Origin of the sequence: Exiguobacterium sp. MH3, from assembly GCF_000496635.1 — a bacterium.
Classification (GTDB): Bacteria; Bacillota; Bacilli; order Exiguobacteriales; family Exiguobacteriaceae; genus Exiguobacterium_A; species Exiguobacterium_A indicum.
Genome location: NC_022794.1, coordinates 2,526,792 through 2,545,933, shown reverse-complemented (window position 1 = coordinate 2,545,933; position 19,142 = coordinate 2,526,792). Strand labels below are relative to the sequence as shown.

Below are 19,142 nucleotides of genomic sequence, written 5' to 3'. Positions count from 1 at the left end.
GAACCTCCTTTAAAGACGTCTGTTGCACGACAAGTGTATCATTGTTACCTAGTGTCCTACGGTTTAAATTGGATAAAGGTTCCAGAAAAACGAGGAAAGGCTTATTAGTTTACTTTTTGTTCTTTAGTTACTATTATTGTGTTAATAGATACGACTGAAGGAGGAACGCATCATATGAAAACGCAAGGCATCCATCATATCTCAGCAATGGTCGGCGATCCACAAGAAAATCTCGATTTTTACGGAACCATTCTCGGACTACGATTCGTCAAAAAAACGGTCAACTTCGATGATCCAGGAACATACCACTTCTATTTTGGAAATGAATCCGGAGCACCGGGAACGATCATCACGTTCTTTCCGTTTAAAGGCATGGCAAAAGGGAAAGTCGGTGCCGGACAAGTCGGAACGACAGCTTACGCGATTCCGGTCGGTGCAGCAGATTTTTGGAAAGCGCGACTGACAGAAAAAAACGTCTCGTTTGAAGAGACGGTTCGTTTCGGAGAGCAGCAGATCGCCTTCGAAGATCCACATGGTCTCCAAATTGAACTCGTCGAACGCGAGGCGGGATCAGACAGTCGCTATGAAATCGATGGCATCACGCGTGAGGTTGCGATCAAAGGATTCGCCGGAGCGACGTTACTGTCGCGGGATCCATCAGACACAGCAAAATTACTGACAGACACATTCGGGCTGACACTCAGTAAACGGACGGAAACCGTTGACCGATATATCGCAGAAGGCGAGTTCGGGAATGTCGTTGACGTCGTTCATGGTCAAATGCCAGTCGGTCGTCCGGGAACGGGAACGGTTCACCATATCGCGTGGCGGGCAACGGATCAAAAGGAACAACTCGACTGGATGAACGCCATCAACGCGTTCGGTTTGCTGACGACTGAAGTGAAGGACCGCCATTACTTCACATCAATCTATTTCCATGACCGCGGTCGGATCCTCCATGAAATTGCGACCGACAATCCAGGATTCGCAATCGATGAAGCGTTTGAGATGCTCGGAGAAGACTTGAAGTTGCCGGAACAATTCGAAGCACATCGCACGGCGATCACAAATCATGTAACACCTATTACTGTACCGAAGGGGAGACTCGTATGATTCATTTATACCAAGCACCAAAAACAGCAGACGCACCGATCTTTTTATTCTTACATGGCACAGGTGGAACGGAACAAGATCTCGTCGGACTCGTCTCGTTGCTCGATTCGGAAGCGGGCTACTTGTCCGTCCGCGGAGAAGTCTCGGAAAACGGGATGCCACGATTCTTCAAACGACTCGCGGAAGGCATCTTCGATGAAGAAGACCTCGCTTTACGGACAGCACGTTTAATTCAGTTTTTACGTGATCAAGCAGCAGAGCGTAGTTTTGATCTCGATCGTCTGATTCCAGTCGGATACTCGAACGGGGCGAACATCGCGGCGAACATGTTGTTCGAAGAAGCTTTGTTCAAACAAGCGATTCTGTTGCATCCGATGGTACCACGTCGTGGTGTGACGTTACCTGACCTATCGGACGTGCGCGTCTTCATCGGTGCCGGAAGCAATGATCCGATCTGTCCGGCTCAGGAAACGGAAGAGTTATCAGCGCTCTTGAAACAAGCTGGTGCATCAGTCGACGTCACGTGGTCGAATTATGGTCACCAACTCGTCATGCCAACGATTGAAGCAGCAACGGATTGGCTGAAATAGTAAAAAAAAGGGCTGTCCCATCTTCTTCTTTCATAGAAGATGATGGGGCAGTCCTCTTTTCGTTTCAAGCAGGATGATCACTTTTTGGTCGAGAATAGACGATGAGCACACCACGTTCGACGAGCTGGAGGGCGAGCGTCTGTTTCACTTCTTCCGATGCTTTCGTCTTGGCAAGTTGTCGGTAGAGCAAGCGAAGTTCACGGCGCATCGTCTTACGGATCAGCCACATGCTATCAATCGTCGTACACCAACCGGTCACGGTCTCGTGTCCGATGTAATACTGGGTCTGACGTTCGAGATAACGAATCCACCACTCGTCACGCGCCATTTTTAGTACGACACCTGTGAGGCCAAGTACAAGGATGGCGAGGGGAATGCTTTCATATAAAGGAAGACGACTAATAACGGTACCAACATTCGTGACGAGGGCAAGCATCCCCCATCCTATGCATCCGATGACAAGCCAATATCCAAAGTTGAGAGTACTTCGATGTCGTAACGTCACTTTCGGCGTAAGCAATGAAGTGGCCATCAGAAACACCTCCTTGTTAAATAATCGAATTTTCTGACAATTTGTAGTTGTCCTTCTACTATAGTTACTTTTTCCCGAATCGTCTAGTCATTAGACATGGAAAATGTGTTTCTTTCTTGACGAAATTCGTGTACGCTAAATGTAGAAGTGAGCGGTTACATAAAGGGGGATATAAAGAAATGATGGATCAAGTGATTTGGATTGCTGTCGGTATCGTTGCCGTTGCGGTTTTCTCAGCATCGAGTGTCGCAGCGTACATGGGTGTCAAGAACCAAGAAGATTAAGAATCGAAAAACGGCTCATCCCGATCATCGGGATGAGCCGTTTTTTTGATGTGCCATCGATTATTTGTTTGCTGTTATATCTGCTTGCAATGCATAAGGTTTCAGGGCATCGCTCCAGCGTAGATAACCGCCACCGACGAGATGTAATCCATCATACGTCAAGCGATTCTGAAGATATCCTTGTTTATTCGTCAAGACAGGTCGTAAGTCGACGAATGGAACCTTAAGCGATTGAGCGAGATTTTGTAAATTCCGGTTCAACGCTTCGACATCACGGTTGATTCGGACGGAGTCTGAATACTTCGGTGCCACAGGAACGGTTGACTGAACGACGACGTCAATGTTATTTTTTCGAAGTGTCGTCACGATCGTCGTCATGTTCTCGGTAATTTGTGGAATCGGCGTATAGTGACGGATATCATTAATACCACCCATCAGGAAGACGCGTTTTGGTTTCATCTCGAGAATCAGGTCGAGACGAGTCAAAAAGCCTTCTGTCGTATCGCCAGGAATCCCGAAATTAATAATTGTCGGATCATCCATCAAGATGCGCCAATCGGCAAAATTCGTCATCGAGTCACCTAACATGACAGCGTTCGCTGATTTTGGGTATTGATAAGTATGGAATAGACTATTCAAACGGACATAGTTCGGATTCTTATCGTATTGGAATGTCGTGACTGGAGTCGTACTCGTTGCAGGTAAGACGCTTTCGAACAGTTCGAGCGGTTTACGTCCCAGTAACAATGCAAGGAGAACGACGTTCAAGACGATGGATAGAATCAGGAGTGTCTTTTTCATAAACATTCGTTCCTTTCGAGGGAGTATAAGGGGTAGTGTAACATGAATCGGAATCCGTGGTTTGATAATATTAAAGGTTTTCTTGTCATTTTCGTCGTCATCGGTCACATGCTGACAGATTTACGGTTTGATTATGATGGAAAATTACTCGAAACGGTCTATCTATTGATTTATTCGTTTCATATGCCATTATTCATTATTTTAAGCGGTTATTTCTTCCGCGAAAACAAGTATTTACGTGTCATCCAGCTTTTCGCGGTGTATTGTGTCTGGCAGATCTTGATCGGATCTTGGGCGACACTCGGGGAAGGAAACCCGATTTTCTCAGGAGAAAACATTGGAACGCATCTATTACGGCCATACTGGGCACTTTGGTATTTATTCGTCATGGTCGTCTGGTATATCGTGACGCCTTATGTCGTCCATTTACGCGGCTACGTCTGGTTCGGTCTCGCGTTCGCTCTATTATATGGTTTTGAGCTTGAGAATACAGGCTTCTTAGCACTTCGTAAGTTGATCATGTTCTATCCGTACTTCTTACTCGGAAATTATTTATCAGAACACGAATTCATCCGGATCTTTGAAATGCCGAAAAACTTTAAACGACGGATGAATGTCCGTCTAATCGGTGGGATCACATTTGTGGCCGTCATGGGCTTTTTGTTATTTGAAGCATGGCGTGACACACCACAAGAGATCATTGATTTCGCGAATGCCTTCAAGCATCGTTTCCCTTATGTTGATCAATACGATAGTGATGCCTGGTTAGGTGTCATCAAACATAGTGTCATCTATTTCTTATCGATTGCGGCTTCCCTTGGTTTCATGATGTTGATTCCGATGCGTCGCCTTCCGCTCATCACACGGGCTGGGGAACTCAGCCTCTATGTCTATTTGCTTCACGTCTTTTTCGTCATGGCGTGGCGCCAGTATGTGACGGATGCATTCGTACCACAACCGTGGCTAGCGTTACTGATCATGATCGGCGTTGCCTTACTGATCGTCGGTATCATCATACACCCGCTCGTCGTCCGTGTCCTCCGTCCTTTGATTGAGATTGATATTCGTCCAATCGTCGAGAAACGGGAAGACCTTTCAAAATAAGACGGAATGCTTTACACTTTAAGATAGATGGATTACAAGACGAAGGGCGTGGAAGGAATGTCATATAATTTAAACAACGCAGACGGTGTCGTGAACGTCTCGCAACAAGTCATCGAGGTCATCGCAGGCGTAGCTGTTCAAGAAACGGAAGGGATCGCCTTCACAGCAGATGATTCAAAACTGCAAGAGAAACAGATGGTTAAACTCGTGAAGGTCGAGGATGTCGGCGGCGAGATTACGATCAGTTTGTCTGTTCATATCAAGTACGGAATGTCGATCATCAAGACGGCGGGGAAAGTGCAGGAACGGATTGCGCAAGACATGGAGAACATGCTCGCGTTCCAACCGAAAGCAATCAACGTCCGAGTGATTGGTCTCTTAAAAGGATAACAGGACGAAAAACACTTTGCTGAAATCGCAAGGTGTTTTTCTTTTTAAGTAAAACATTTGATAACGCTTGCAAAGAGATGAGAGAATTAGTAAAATTGTTTGTGAGGCAAGTGCAATCGTTTGCACAACGTGTCATTCGATTTCTTGCCTTTCATGGACGATGTATGAAAGGATGGATGTCGGATGGCACCAACGATCGAAGCGGTCATTTTTGATTTAGACGGCGTAATCACGGATACAGCAGAGTATCACTACTTAGCGTGGAAACAATTAGGAGAGGATTTGGATATCCCGTTCGACCGGGAATTCAATGAGACATTAAAAGGTGTCAGCCGGATGGATTCACTCGAGCGTATCCTTGCGCTTGGTGGAAAACAGGATGCTTTTTCGGAAGACGAGAAGCTAGCACTCGCTGCGAAGAAGAACGAACACTATGTCACATTGATCCAGCACATCTCTGAACAGGATCTTCTTCCTGGAATCACTGCATTCCTTGATGAAATCCGAAACGCTGGGCTGAAAATCGGGATGGCGTCCGCTTCTAAAAATGCGCTGATGGTCGTCGAGGCATTAAAGGTTCGACATTACTTCGATGACATCGTAGATGCTGCAACTGTTGCACAATCGAAACCACACCCTGAAGTGTTTCTCCGTGCTGCGGAAGCGCTCGACGTCGAACCAAGCCGTTGCATCGGTGTAGAAGATGCGACAGCGGGCATCACTGCCATCCACGCTGCCGGTATGTATGCCGTCGGTGTAGGACCGGAGTCGGCGCTCCATGAGGCAGACTATCGTGTCGATTCGACAGATTTGCTTTCCCTTGAGCAAATCCTCGCTAGTCGCTAACTGAGATTCATTCATTCCCTGATGATTGAATCGCAATCAACCTCTCTTTTCTTTTATGTGTCAGAAAAAGAAGTGATTTCCCTGAATCTCTTCTTTTTCAAAAAAATAACGCTCAGCCGTATGATTCGGCTGAGCGTTATTTTTTGGTTAGAGGGAAGAAAGAATCGCGTTTGCTACTGCATCAGCATAGCGTTGCTGATAAGAAGGAGAAACGAGTTTCGCCCGGTCATTAGCATTGGATAGGAAACCAAGTTCCGTTAATGTAGCGGGTGCATTCGTACCGCGAAGAACAGCGAGGTTCCCGAATTTAATACCACGATCACGTAATCCAATCGAGTTAACAAGATTGTTTTGGAGATTTCGTGATAGAGCAACAGATGCATTACCTCTGTAATAGAAGTTTTCAGCGCCATAAGCACTTGTTGAAGATGCAGCATTAATATGGATACTGACGAAGATGTTTGTCTTATGGGCGTTCGAGATGACGCTACGATCTGTTAACGAAGGATAGTAATCATTCGTATAACGTGTCAACTTCACATCGACTGTTTTAGATAGGCGCTCGGCTACGAGTTTAGCGACTGACATGACGATATCACGTTCATAAATACCGTATCGTGCGGCACCAACATCATGTCCACCATGCCCAGGATCTAAGACGACGAGTGGACGAGCAGACATAGAAGGCTGGAAGAGCGAGAGATACGTCGCTTCGACATATCCATAACGTCCATCAGATGTTTTGACAGCGACGAATCCTTTTGTCTTATGTAAAGCATTCGTTACCGTAACAACGGAACCACGTGGCAGTGTACCGATAGAAGGGCTGATCGAACTTGCACCAGACCGTAATGTCAATGAATCATTAAAAGGAACGAGAACATACATTGTCGTACCTGAATAATCAGCTGCAGATCCGACAGGTGGTAAAGAAGCAGAAGAAGACGTCGTTTTCTTCAAGTAACTTCCTGAGACATAGCCTTTTTTACTACCGTAAGACACTTGGTACCAGTTATCCTTCCGATACGAAGAGGTAACGATCTTTCCTTTAGGAATCGTTAGTAGTTTAGCTGAGGTAGCAGAATTCGATGTACGTAAATTCAAAGCGTCCAACGTAATGTAGTTCGTTTTCGCGAATGTCGTACCGGTAGCACTTGCTGTGACGACCGCTTTCTTTTTCAAGTAAGAACCAGCAACATAACCAGTTTTTGATTTGTAAGATACTTTATACCAGCTTCCCTTCTTGTAAGAAGAGGAAAGTGTTGTTCCTTTAGGAATCGTCAATAATTTAGTCGAAGCAGCAGAATCAGACTTACGAAGGCTCAACGAATCCGTCGTCGTGTAGTTCGTCTTCGTAAAGGATGTACCGACAGTACTAGCTTTAACGGCCGCTTTCTTCTTCAAGTAACTTCCTGAGACATAACCCGTCTTAGAACTGTAAGAGACTTTGTACCAGTTTCCTGTTTTATACGAAGAAACGACTGATTTTCCTTTAGGAATCGTCAACAATTTTTTAGAGGAAGTAGTAGCAGAAGCGCGAAGATTTAGTGCATCTGTTGTTTGATAAGTAGCTTTCGTGATAGAAGCAGCAGATGCCTCGGGTGTTGGGGCGGCTACCGTGAAAAGTACGGCCGAAGCAATACTTGCGATCAAGACGGAAGTTTTAGTAGGCATAGTGTGCTCTCCTTTTAAATTTAGTATTGTAAAACAGGATATAAAAATGACAAAATGAAGAAAGATTTAAAATTATATATTAAAAACAATAATTTTATGTTCTAGGTTCGCTCCTTTCTGTTAAGATAAAAATGGAAATCAGCAACAGATAAAAAATTGCCAATATTACAAAAAAATTAAAATAACATAGAAATCATATAACAAAAAGGTAAATAAATGGTAATATTATTTCAAAAAACATACAATTGAAACATAATTGAAATATTATTGTGTCATCAATACAAGAAAGAAGGTAAAAAGTATGGATCCGAATGAACATATTTACAGAGAGCTGATGGAAATCGAAGAAGAATATCGCCGTCTTCAACGAAGAGCAGAGTACTTAGTAGCTGAATTAAGTCGAACGAATCAAGATCATGCACAGGAAGTTTCTGTTGCACTAGAGCGTCCATTGAAACAACGAAGAGTGAATCAGCGATATCCACTGGAAGTTTACGTACACCAAATCAGTGATTTGATGCGCGAACGCGAGTCGATGTCAGCACGAGATATTCAGATGGAACTCGAACTTCGTTATCGTCACCAAATCAGTAACATTTATCAGCTTATGGCGAAAGTTGAACAGGCAAACCCGGCGATTCAAAAAGTGGGTCGTGGAATCTATACATATGATTCATCGGCAGAAGTTCCGATTTTTATGTAGTTTTTTCAAAAAACGTCGTTTCTTTTTTAAAGAAAGGCGTTTTTTTTGTTGAATGAATTCCAAAATAAAGATTTATTTTTAAAATAAGTAAATGATTTTCTTAAAAATGGTTTTTATCTCTTCTGTTCCATTTTTTAACTGATATAATGGATACGTAGATGAAAAAATTGTCGGACCTGACGTCACGTGGACGTGGGGAGAGGAGAAAAACAGTGCTTCAACTCGTAAAAAATACATTCAACGAACAGTCTAAGCGACTGAAGAACTATATGAAAATCGTAAAAGAAATCAATGCGTTAGAAAGTCGTTATCAAGCGATGACGGATGATGAATTAAAAAATCAAACAATCCACCTAAAGGAACGCATCGAAGCCGGTGAGACGATTGATCAACTAAAGACGGAGGCATTTGCTCTTGTCCGAGAGGCAAGTGTTCGTACGTTAGGCATGCGTCATTACGATGTTCAATTGATTGGTGGTCTTGCGTTACTAGACGGTCATATCGCAGAAATGGCGACGGGGGAAGGAAAAACATTAGTCGCGTCGTTACCGAGTTTTACAAAAGCCTTAAGTGGTAAAGGGGTTCATGTCATCACCGTCAATGACTACTTGGCACGACGAGACGTGGATCAGATCGGAGAAATTCACCGTTTTCTTGGTTTAACAGTAGGACTAAATGTTCCCGATCTGTCACCTGATGAGAAACGTGCTGCCTATGGCGCAGATATTACATATGGAGTCGGTACAGAATTTGGCTTCGACTACTTGCGCGATCATCTCGTCAATCGGAAGGAAGACCGTGTACAACGAAAACATCACTTTGCCATCATCGATGAAGTCGATAGTATTTTAATCGACGAAGCGAAAACACCACTCATCATGGCAGGTAAGGGCTCGGTGCATGAAGGATTACAAACCGTCGCGAAGCTGATCGTATCAAAGTTTCCTGCGGATGCATACGAATACGACGAAGAGATCAAAGCAGTTTCGCTTACGGATAAAGGAATTTCGATCATCGAAGAGAACTTCGCCATCGATAATCTTTTCGCAGCTGAGCATCAAGTACTTTATCATTACATGGTTCAAGCCTTGCGTGCTCACATCGTCATGAAACGAGACGTTGATTACATCGTAAAAGATGGGAAAATCGAGTTGGTTGATTTATTTACAGGACGCATCATGGAAGGACGAAGTTTGTCGGATGGGCTCCATCAAGCCATTGAAGCAAAAGAAGGCATTGACATCACGGAAGAAAATAAAACGACGGCCCAAGTTACGATCCAACATTATTTCCGGATGTATGAGCTCGTTTCAGGCATGACAGGTACGGCACAAACTTCACGACAAGAGCTTCTAAAGACATACGGAATGGATGTCGTACAAGTCCCGACCAATCGCCCGAAACTCCGTGAAGATGCTTCTGACATCATTTACGCGACGAAAGAGGAGAAATATGAAGCTGTGGCGCGTGCGACGAAGGAAGCACATGCAAGACGGCAACCCGTATTGATCGGAACGACGTCCATCGAACAATCATTTGCTGTAGCTGAAGCTTTAGATACACATCAGTTACCGTATCAAATCCTGAATGCAAAGACGGTCGACCAAGAAACTGACATCATTCGTGAAGCCGGGCAACACGGACGCATCACGATTGCGACGAACATGGCAGGCCGAGGGACAGATATTACGTTGGATGAGATTGCGAAAGAAGCAGGTGGGTTGTTTGTCATCGGTACCGAGCGTCATGAGTCGGTTCGGATTGATAACCAGCTAAGAGGACGTTCAGGACGTCAAGGAGATCCAGGTAAAAGTCAATTCATCGTATCACTCGAAGATGACCTCGTCCGGCGTTTTGCAAAGGATCGACTGGAGAAAGTCTTGAAAAAAGTGAAGACGAGTCAGCATGAACCGGTTACGTTAAAAGAAGCACAAGCGTTATTGAGCTATGCGCAAGAAACATGCGAGGGGACAGGTTATTCGATTCGAGAGGAACTTGTTAAACTCGATGACGTCCTTCATCAGCACCGTCTTGTCATCTATGCGATCCGTAACCAAGTACTAGATGCGGAAGACATTCAAGATATGGTACTACCAATGGTCGAGCGGACGATCGAACGTATCGTGGATCGTTATCTTTCTGCAGAACTCGTACCGGAAGAGTGGCCAAAGGAAGAGTTCCAGTTCGCGATGGACGAATTACTAAACGACGAAGTACCACTTCCAGATGATTTAGAACAGCCGGAAGAGGTCAAAGCGTATTATGTGAACATTGTTTCCGCTCGTCGTGAAAAATGGATAGAGGAACTAAAGAATCCTGCAGTAGACGAGCTGATCCGAGATCAGCTATTGGCATCGATCGAAGAGCACTGGACGGAACATTTGACGACGATGAATACGCTAAAAGAAGGCATTCATCTTCGGAGTTACGGTCAGGAACAGCCTGTTCGGATGTACGAAAAGGAAGGCTTTGAAATCTTTAACTACACGATTGCTGAAATCGAGTATCCCGTTGCCTATGTCTTACAACGATTGTCCGAATATATCATGCTAGATGAAGAAATCGAGGAGATGGAGTTAGATGTTTAATCGCAGAAAACAAATCATTTTAGAAGCAGAGACACCAGAAAATACAGGACTGTATAAGCCTCGATTGATTTTTACAGAAGATATGTTGATCGAGAAAGAAGATGAATATCTTTTCCGTTACCATGCTAATCAATTGCCAGACTTGGAGTTAAATCAACTGTCCGTCGAAGCGCTGCAAGTGGACCTATCCTCCTCGCCGATTTCAATCGTCGCGTTGTTTCGAAATACATTAGAAAATAGTTTTCATGTAGATGGTCTTCCATTACTCGTGTTAGACGAAGCCAATCGTCTGATTGGCAGAAAGGTTTTGACGACGGAAGATATTCCGGAGTTCGTACCGATGAGTAGTATGCCATGTTGGCTTGATTTTTCCGAGGAAGAACTTTTCTTAACGGAAGAAGAAAATTTCCCGGAAAAGATTCGTCTCTTATTTAGTTTAGAAGAGACGCATGATCTCGAGATTCCACCGGACTTCCTTGATGCTGAAGCGCGACGTGTACGTCAGACATTCTATTCAACCCCGACGTTGAAGAATGAAGAAGTCAATGTCATGAATGTTTGGAACGAGAAGAACGAAAATAGGATGACAGGATTGTTTTTGATTCGAAACGGATATGAACAGGCGATTCAACTCGGAACGCTTCCGTTACAACTTATGAACGGGGAACAAATCTTGCAGACATTGCAGGTAGCGTTAACGTCCCCAATCGAAGCTAAAACGACCCTTGCAATCAAAGTCGTCTTAGACGTGACGGAGTGGCAAGACCAAGACGTGTTGCAATTCCGAGTCGCACAAGCATAAGCCTATGCTTTTTGTTTACAGAATGGGAACGAACGATTTTTGGAAGAAGAATGTGGTATAATTCGCGCAGGAGCGTGATGTTATTATGTTATGGACAGCGTCCATTGTCTGTTTCATCGCTGCATTGCTGATTACCCCCGTTGTCAAACGTTTTGCCATTGCAGTGGGCGCGGTGGATAGTCCGGATGCACGAAAAGTACATGTTCGAATCATGCCACGTCTAGGTGGGCTTGCGATTTATATCTCATTCATGATCGGATACTTTATCTTACAACCATCGAGTCCATATGCGACTCATATATTAGTCGGTAGTTTCGTGATCATCATGACCGGTATGTTAGATGATCGTTTTCAACTGAATGCTAGGCTGAAATTAATGGGACAAATCGTAGCGGCAGTCATTGTTTTAAATGGTGGGATTCGAATCGAATTCATCAATTTGCCGTTTGATCAACAGCTGTATCTCGGGTGGTGGAGTGTGCCATTGACCTTCCTGTGGGTCATCGGTATCACGAATGCCGTCAATTTGATTGATGGTTTAGACGGACTAGCTGCTGGCGTATCGAGTATCGTCTTGTTGACGCTAATTAGTTTAGCTGTGATTCAAGGGAACGTCTACGTGACGATCGTTGCGATCCTCTTGCTTATGAGTACGCTCGGTTTTCTGTTTCATAATTTTTATCCGGCAAAAATTTTCATGGGAGACACGGGTTCGCTGTATCTTGGATATATGCTGGCCGTACTTTCCCTACTTGGATTCAAAAATGTAACTTTATTCTCACTTGCTGTACCAGTCATTTTGCTCGGGATTCCGATTTCAGACACGCTGTTCGCTATCGTGCGTCGTATGTTACAAGGGAGACCGCCGTTCGCACCCGATAAAGAGCACTTGCATCACCGCTTACTCGATTTAGGATTTACGATGAGACAAGCCGTTTTAGTGATTTATGGACTTTGTGGTGTGTTCGGAATGACGGCAATCCTCTTTTCGCAAACGAATTCGCTCGGTGCTTTTATTTCTCTCGTTATCTTATTGATCGTACTAGATATTTTAGTCGAATCATTGGGTTTGTTAGGGGATAAATATCGACCGATTCTCAAACTATTAGAACGTCTTACAACGAAATGATTTAAAAAGATCGCTCATCTCAATGTGCGGTCTTTTTTTAAGGGAGATGAGAAAATGCAAGAAATAAATAAAAATGAACGCATTCAGTACTTGGATATTTTGAGGGGATTTGCTTTATGTGGCATTCTATTTGTCAACATGCCAAGTTTTCTTGGCGATCGACCGAATGCGATGATGGGAGACGTCGATCAAGCGATTCGTTTGGTGTTTGACCTCTTCATCCAGACAAAATTCTATACGCTGTTTAGTGTCTTGTTTGGAGCAGGTTTTTATCTGTTCATCCAGCGTTTGCAGCAAAAAGGATTACCGAAGACAATTTTTGCACGACGTCTCGGGATTCTTCTCGTCATTGGACTACTACACTTATGTATTTGGCAGGGAGATATTTTACATACGTATGCGTTGACCGGTTTTATCTTATTGTTATTTATAAAAACAAAGCCGATCACGAAGCTCTTGTTTGCGGCAGCATTTCAAATCTATGCTCTTTTGCTCTACCTACTTATTTTCTTTGGGGCTCGTCAATTGGGCGACACTCCCGTCGTCGAGCTAGATAAGACACTTCAGTCGTTCGTCGCATCGCGCGATCTCCTCGGATTTTTATCACATCACGCGACAGTTCAATTACCGGAAGCCCTCATGAATTCTGGTGTCATTTGGCCAGAAATTTTATCCCTGTTCTTGATTGGAGCCTATTTGATGGAACGCTTCAGCGCAGCGCCACCGACGAATCGTTTCCTGTGGTGGACGCTTGGAATTAGTTTACTCCTGACACTTCCATCATTTGCAGGAATCATACAGGCGCATGCTGACGTACCAGACGGATCCATCAATCTATTTTACGTCTGGCTCTCAGGACGCACGCTTGCGATCACCTATGCTTGTGCCGTTGCGCTACTCGTTCGTGCTGGACGCATGCAATGGTTTGCTGGACTGGGACGGATGGCATTGACGAATTATTTGATGCATACAGTCGTCTTTACCGTGTTCGTCTTCTTCAGTGGACAACATGGAACGACACCGTTATGGCAAGGACTGTTACTCGTTTTCCTGCTTTTGATCGCACAAGGTGTTGCTTCAAACAGATATCTCCAGTCTCATCCACAAGGTCCCATGGAGAAATTGTGGCGAAAAGGGACTTATGGAAAGAAAAACAGTTGAAGTTCACAAGAACTTAACATCTTTTATGTAGAATGAAGGATGGAGGTGAAACATGCATCGTTTAATTGAAATCTTTCTTGTATCGTTCAAGCTCGGACTGACGTCGTTCGGAGGTCCGGTCGCCCATCTCGGGTATTTTTATGAAGAATATGTCAAACGGAAAAAATGGATTGATGAGAAAGCATATGCTGACTTAGTTGCGCTCTGTCAATTCCTCCCGGGTCCCGCTTCGAGTCAGGTCGGAATGGGAATCGGTTTGATCCGTGGAGGCGTAGCAGGGGCGATTATTTCCTTCGTCGGCTTTACGTTACCGTCGAGTATCGCCTTGATTCTGTTCGCGATTCTTGCGACACAGTTCGATGTCGCAGAAGCCGGATTCATTCATGGCTTGAAACTCGTTGCGGTTGCAATCGTTGCTGACGCCGTCCTTGGCATGGGAATGAAACTTGCGACAGGCGTCAAACGGATGACGTTGATGCTACTGGCGCTAGCAGGCGTACTCTTGATCACACATCCACTGGCACAAGTCGGTGTCTTGTTGCTCGCAGGTCTTCTTGCGTTCTTCTGGTTTAAAGAAGAGACGGAGACGGGTGGGTCCTTGTCGATTCGCGTACCACGCCTACTTAGCATCACGGCACTCGTCTTATTCTTCGTCTTACTTGCCGTCACACCGTTTCTCGCTCAAGCAACGACGGGAACCGTCCAACTGACGAGTATTATGTACAGTGCCGGTGCCCTTGTCTTTGGTGGCGGACATGTCGTCTTGCCATTCCTTGAGCAGACACTCGTACCTGGATTGATGAACACGGATACGTTCCTTGCTGGTTACGCCGCTGCACAAGCGGTACCAGGACCACTCTTTACGTTCGCGACGTATCTCGGTACGATCGTTTCTGGTGTTTCTGGAGGAATTCTTGCGACGCTCGCGATCTTCCTACCAGGATTCCTACTCGTCATCGGTGTTTTACCGTACTGGGATCGTATTCGGAAGAATCAATCGGTCGGTCGGATCTTGATGGGCGTCAATGCTGCCGTCGTTGGTATCTTGCTTGCCGCTCTTTATGATCCAATCTTTACGTCAAGCATCAAGAGTGGTCTTGATTTCTTGATTGCCTTCGGTTTGTTCTGTTTACTTCGTTTTTATAAACAGTCGCCGTTACGAATCGTGTTGATTGGAGCCGTTCTCGGATTCCTATTCTTTTAAACCGCACAAAGAAGCAGCAGACATGCGTCTGCTGCTTCTTTGTTTTCGCTTAATGAAGCTTTAAATTCGAGTCAAAAAGACAAGCTCGATATCGTGGCGCCACTCACGTTGGACTTCCGTAAAGCCAAAACGAGCGTAGAGCGTAAGGGCAGGAAGATTACGCGCACCTGTCATGACATGCTTCACGTGATCATGCTGAAGCAGGTGGTGCAGTAAGGATTGGGCGATGCCTTGGCGAAAATATTCCGGATTCACAACGAGGCGCGTGATCGTTCCATCAACATATGTGATCGCACCGACTACGCTATCATGCAAGAGATAAACGAACCCGTTCGGTTGCTCCGCTTCGATGTCATCGATCGTTTCCGATAAAGGTGGAAAGTCTACTGTTTCCAGTAGACGCGCTTCGATTCGATAAGCAAGACGTTGAAGTTCTAGCAAAGCTGCATGATCAGTTGATCGTAGTCGTCGTATCATCCGTCGCCTCTTCTGATGTCGTCATGTCAGTAGCGTCATCAGCAGGTAAATTGAGCTGTTCTTTTAATGTTGTTTTAGCTTCGGCAAGTGAAAGTGGATCGATTTGATAGTAATAGACGCCATTGATTTTCGTATCTGATCCCGTTAAATCAATACGATTAATGGATCCGAGTGATTTGACGAACGGTTGTAGCTGGAAGGCTTCCGTTAGTGACATATTCGTTTTGAAGTTATCGCCTGTAGCATCCATCAAGTCATTGAGTTTCGTGATCGAACCGAAGGAAGTCGACTGTTCGATAATCGCTTGTACGATTTGTTGCTGGCGTTTTGTACGTCCGATATCACCCTCAGGGTCTTCATAACGCATTCTGGCGTAGGCCAACGCTTCTTCCCCATTGAGTGTCTGCTGACCAGGTTCGAGTTTGATACTGTTTCGTTTATCGGAAGAGTCGAGTGTGTCGATCGGTAGTTTGACGTCGACATCAATACCGCCAAGCGCATCGACGATAGCAACGACACCATTAAAGTTGATGGAGGCGTAATAGTCTACAGGAATATCAAACAACGTTTCGACTGTCTCAATCGTTGAATCAATTCCTCCATAAGCATACGAATGGTTGATTTTATCTTCATATCCGACAGAAGGGATTTGTACGAGAGAATCTCGAGGGATGCTGACCATGTCTACGGTTTGATCTGTTTTATTGAATGTGGCGATGATCATCGTATCAGCGCGAGAAGAAGTGTCTCCGGGACGTTCATCCGTTCCGACAAGCAAGACGGAGAAATGGTCCTTCGTCAAGTCGACTGCCGCTTCACGTTTTTCTGACTTGTCTCCACGTGCTAAGTCGACTTTTGTCTCATTAGCCGTTTGAAGAGTCTTGTTGGCGACGTAAGCGAATGCTGCACCGCCAGTTACTAAAATGATCAAAAATAAAAAAACAAGACGCTTGAACCAAGAACGCTTCTTTTTTTTCTTTGACCGTGATCGTATCGGTTCATCCATTTCAAGTACTCCTTACTTAACAGAATTATTAAAAAACTTTCGGAATCTTTACAATCAGTATAGCAGGTCAGGAAAGAATGTCACGTTCGAGGTAGCGAAAAGCACCTTCTTGGAAGTGGGCTTGCGCATTCGTCAGATCTGTCATCCATTCAATAAAGGTAGGAACATCTGCCGTTTTGACTAAGACATCGACTTGAACTTGATCCAAATAATGAATCTGATCAATCGGATGAATGCTTGATCGAAGTTCATTCTCAATTTTTCCAAGCCACGTATAGTCAATGTGCACTTCTACCACTTGATGCTGAATCCGTTCAACGACGCCGATTGCATTCAATGCTTCCGAGACGCTTGAGCCATAGGCACGAATTAATCCACCGCCACCAAGCTTAATGCCGCCAAAATAACGTGTGACCACAACAACGGTATCGCGTAAATCTCTTTTTTTCAGTACTTCAAGCATCGGGACGCCTGCTGTTCCGCTAGGTTCACCATCATCACTCGCTTTTTGGATTTGATTTTGTTCCCCGATGACATACGCAGAACAGTTATGATTTGCATCATGATGCTTCTTTTTAATCTGCGCAATGAAGTCTTGTGCCTCTGTTTCGGAAGAAATGCGAGAAATATATGTAATGAATCGAGACTTTTGAATAATGATTTCGTGGAAACCGTTTTCTTTTACTGTATAATAATGAGATAATGTCATACTATTAATGTCCTCCTCGTTGACTAGTTCTTTCTAGCATAACGACGTTCAGAGAGAGAGACAACCATTTGAGTGGTAAGGACCGGAGGGAGTCACGATGACGCATGAAATGAAGGAGCGACTGTCGTTGAATGATATCGTACAAAACATCATTGGTGTCGTAGAGGAAAGTCGCGAAGAAATCGTTCGGATTACGGAGGATTCGAGAGAGCAATATGCTGAAATCCAGCAAGAATTGCGCGACTTGAAAGTTCGTGTCCATGATTATATAAAAGAAGCAGAGCGACTAGAACGTCATATTAAGGATGCCAAGACACGACTAGTCATCGTCAGCAAAAATTTCGAAAACTATTCGGAGCAAGATGTTCGGAAAGCCTATGAAACAGCGAACTCACTACAACTGGAGTCGTTTATCAATCAACGGGATGAGATGAATTGCCGGAAGCGGCGTGATGAGTTGGAACGTCGTCTCATTCAGTTAGACGAAACAATCGAACGAGCGGATATGCTGATTGGACGTGTATCCGTTGTCTTGAATTTTTTGACGGACGATATGCAAGTCATGAATGAGAAGTACGAAAAAGCGATGCAAAAACAGGAAATGGGCTTAAAAGTTTTTCAATCTGCTGAAAACGAACGACGGCGGTTATCTCGCGAAATGCATGATGGTCCAGCGCAGACATTGGCGCACGTATTAATTCGGGCGGATCTGATTGAAAAAATTCATCAACACAATGGAGCAGAAGCTGCTTTTGAGGAAATTCATCGTCTTCGTGTCTTGATTCGAGACGGATTAGCGGACATTCGTCGCATTATTTATGATCTCCGTCCAATGACGTTGGACGATCTTGGTTTCGTCCCGACGCTTGAGCGGTATTTACGACATATGCAAGAAATTTCGAATATTGAGATTCAATTTAAATATCTAGGCGGTGGCGAACGGATTGACTCCACCTATGAGGTCGCGGTCTTCCGGATCGTTCAAGAAGCTGTCCAAAATGCCGTGAAGCATTCCAATGCAAAGGACATTCGTATTATCATAGAACAATATCAACATTCCATTCGCATTCACGTAAAGGATAACGGAGTCGGATTCGACTTCGACTCGATCGTCGACTCACATGACGAGTCGTTTGGATTGATCGGGATGCGTGAACGCATTGAATTGATCGATGGAGAATTCGAGGTCGAAACGTACCCTGGGGGCGGGACGGTCATCAAGGTAAAGATTCCGATCGAGGAATCCGAAGCGAGAGGGGAAACACTGTGAACAACGAGCAAGTGAAAGTAGTCATCATTGACGATCATCAGTTATTCCGTGAGGGAGTAAAACGAATTCTTGACTTCGAGGAAGAGTTCGTAGTCGTAGCGGAAGGAGAGAGCGGCGTAGATGTCATTCCTCTCGTCGAAGCACACCAACCAGACATCGTATTGATGGATATCAATATGCCACAAGTCAACGGTGTCGATGCAACGAAACGTTTAATGGAAGTACACCCGGAAGTTCGGGTCATCATCTTATCGATCCATGATGATGAGACATATGTCATGCACGCCTTAGGAGCGGGAGCCGTCGGATATTTATTGAAGGAGATGGCGACGGATGAACTCGTCAACGCGATTCGTTCCGTCTATCGTGAAGGTGGATATGTACACCCGAAAGTGACACCAAATCTACTTCAGGAATACAGACGTCTCATGAAGATGAAACAAACGATGGCGTCACAACCCGTTGAACGTCAGGTGGCTGAAGCACCACTGCACGTATTGACACGGCGTGAATGTGAAGTTTTGCAGCTACTGGCAGATGGATTCTCGAACCGTGCGATTAGCGATACATTATATATCAGTGAAAAGACAGTTAAAAACCACGTATCTTCGATTCTTCGGAAAATGAACGTTCCAGACCGCACCGGTGCGGTCGTCGAAGCGATTCGCCGTGGATGGGTCGTCGTCGTATGAACGGATAGGAAGACGGGAGCAGGACTCCCATCTTCCTTTTTTTATCCACTCAGAAGTGCTACACTTA

The 19,142-nt window shown here is 44.7% G+C and carries 19 protein-coding genes; 13 read left to right on the top strand and 6 right to left on the bottom strand.

The window, feature by feature from the left end; genetic code table 11:
* The first annotated feature begins 174 nt into the window (after window positions 1-174).
* Window positions 175-1,113: a VOC family protein gene (locus U719_RS13390; RefSeq protein WP_023469315.1), complete on the top strand. Its 939-nt coding sequence runs from the start codon at window positions 175-177 to the stop codon at window positions 1,111-1,113.
* Window positions 1,110-1,703, top strand: coding sequence for an alpha/beta hydrolase (locus U719_RS13385; RefSeq protein ID WP_023469314.1), 594 nt, complete (start codon window positions 1,110-1,112; stop codon window positions 1,701-1,703). The genes U719_RS13390 and U719_RS13385 overlap by 4 nt, the downstream gene beginning before the upstream one ends.
* Before the next feature lie 64 nt (window positions 1,704-1,767).
* On the opposite strand, the gene U719_RS13380 is transcribed toward U719_RS13385, so the two are convergent.
* Window positions 1,768-2,235 carry a hypothetical protein gene (locus U719_RS13380; protein ID WP_023469313.1) on the bottom strand — a complete coding sequence of 156 codons (468 nt, stop codon included), beginning with the start codon at window positions 2,233-2,235 and terminating at the stop codon, window positions 1,768-1,770.
* Between the two features lie 344 nt (window positions 2,236-2,579).
* Window positions 2,580-3,320: an SGNH/GDSL hydrolase family protein gene (locus tag U719_RS13375; protein WP_023469311.1), complete on the bottom strand. Its 741-nt coding sequence runs from the start codon at window positions 3,318-3,320 to the stop codon at window positions 2,580-2,582.
* A gap of 42 nt (window positions 3,321-3,362) precedes the next feature.
* Here U719_RS13375 and U719_RS13370 point away from each other — a divergent pair, with 42 nt between their 5' ends.
* From U719_RS13370 to pgmB, 3 genes are all read left to right on the top strand, one after another.
* Entirely contained in the window at window positions 3,363-4,424 is a 1,062-nt protein-coding gene (locus U719_RS13370; protein WP_023469310.1) for an acyltransferase family protein, read from the top strand.
* Between the two features lie 57 nt (window positions 4,425-4,481).
* On the top strand, window positions 4,482-4,814 hold the full coding sequence (locus tag U719_RS13365) for an Asp23/Gls24 family envelope stress response protein (protein WP_035396186.1): 333 nt from the start codon (window positions 4,482-4,484) through the stop codon (window positions 4,812-4,814).
* A gap of 183 nt (window positions 4,815-4,997) precedes the next feature.
* On the top strand, window positions 4,998-5,660 hold the full coding sequence (gene pgmB / locus U719_RS13360; RefSeq protein ID WP_023469308.1) for a beta-phosphoglucomutase: 663 nt from the start codon (window positions 4,998-5,000) through the stop codon (window positions 5,658-5,660).
* 147 nt (window positions 5,661-5,807) lie between these two features.
* Here pgmB and U719_RS13355 read toward each other — a convergent pair whose 3' ends face one another.
* Window positions 5,808-7,334, bottom strand: coding sequence for an N-acetylmuramoyl-L-alanine amidase (locus U719_RS13355; protein WP_041255198.1), 1,527 nt, complete (start codon window positions 7,332-7,334; stop codon window positions 5,808-5,810).
* Between the two features lie 334 nt (window positions 7,335-7,668).
* Between U719_RS13355 and U719_RS13350 the strand changes: the two genes are divergently transcribed.
* From U719_RS13350 to chrA, 6 genes are all read left to right on the top strand, one after another.
* Window positions 7,669-8,037, top strand: a complete 369-nt coding sequence (locus U719_RS13350) for a hypothetical protein (protein ID WP_235147597.1) — start codon at window positions 7,669-7,671, stop codon at window positions 8,035-8,037.
* Window positions 8,038-8,249: 212 nt separating this feature from the next.
* On the top strand, window positions 8,250-10,625 hold the full coding sequence (gene secA2, locus U719_RS13345) for an accessory Sec system translocase SecA2 (protein ID WP_023469306.1): 2,376 nt from the start codon (window positions 8,250-8,252) through the stop codon (window positions 10,623-10,625).
* Entirely contained in the window at window positions 10,618-11,427 is an 810-nt protein-coding gene (locus tag U719_RS13340) for an SLAP domain-containing protein (RefSeq protein ID WP_023469305.1), read from the top strand. Before secA2 ends, U719_RS13340 begins: the two co-directional genes overlap by 8 nt.
* Before the next feature lie 85 nt (window positions 11,428-11,512).
* Window positions 11,513-12,556, top strand: a complete 1,044-nt coding sequence (locus U719_RS13335; protein WP_023469304.1) for a glycosyltransferase family 4 protein — start codon at window positions 11,513-11,515, stop codon at window positions 12,554-12,556.
* Between the two features lie 138 nt (window positions 12,557-12,694).
* Window positions 12,695-13,717 carry a DUF418 domain-containing protein gene (locus tag U719_RS13330; protein WP_235147596.1) on the top strand — a complete coding sequence of 341 codons (1,023 nt, stop codon included), beginning with the start codon at window positions 12,695-12,697 and terminating at the stop codon, window positions 13,715-13,717.
* Window positions 13,718-13,769: 52 nt separating this feature from the next.
* Window positions 13,770-14,921 (top strand): chromate efflux transporter, encoded by a 1,152-nt coding sequence (gene chrA, locus U719_RS13325; protein ID WP_023469303.1) that lies wholly within the window; start codon window positions 13,770-13,772, stop codon window positions 14,919-14,921.
* A 60-nt stretch (window positions 14,922-14,981) separates the two neighbouring features.
* Here the strand turns inward: chrA and U719_RS13320 are convergent, their stop codons facing one another.
* The 3 genes from U719_RS13320 to U719_RS13310 all read right to left on the bottom strand — a co-directional run bounded on the left by U719_RS13320 (window position 14,982) and on the right by U719_RS13310 (window position 17,113).
* Window positions 14,982-15,398, bottom strand: coding sequence for a GNAT family N-acetyltransferase (locus U719_RS13320; protein ID WP_023469302.1), 417 nt, complete (start codon window positions 15,396-15,398; stop codon window positions 14,982-14,984).
* Window positions 15,373-16,404, bottom strand: coding sequence for an LCP family protein (locus U719_RS13315; protein ID WP_023469301.1), 1,032 nt, complete (start codon window positions 16,402-16,404; stop codon window positions 15,373-15,375). Before U719_RS13315 ends, U719_RS13320 begins: the two co-directional genes overlap by 26 nt.
* Before the next feature lie 67 nt (window positions 16,405-16,471).
* Window positions 16,472-17,113 carry a YigZ family protein gene (locus U719_RS13310; RefSeq protein WP_023469300.1) on the bottom strand — a complete coding sequence of 214 codons (642 nt, stop codon included), beginning with the start codon at window positions 17,111-17,113 and terminating at the stop codon, window positions 16,472-16,474.
* A gap of 97 nt (window positions 17,114-17,210) precedes the next feature.
* On the opposite strand from U719_RS13310, the gene U719_RS13305 reads away from it, so the two are divergent.
* A complete protein-coding gene (locus U719_RS13305) occupies window positions 17,211-18,383 on the top strand; it encodes a sensor histidine kinase (protein ID WP_023469299.1) in 1,173 nt (390 codons plus the stop codon).
* The gene (locus tag U719_RS13300; RefSeq protein WP_023469298.1) at window positions 18,380-19,075 is read left to right on the top strand and encodes a response regulator transcription factor; all 696 of its coding nucleotides are present in this window, start codon (window positions 18,380-18,382) and stop codon (window positions 19,073-19,075) included. The genes U719_RS13305 and U719_RS13300 overlap by 4 nt, the downstream gene beginning before the upstream one ends.
* The last annotated feature ends 67 nt before the right edge of the window (window positions 19,076-19,142 follow it).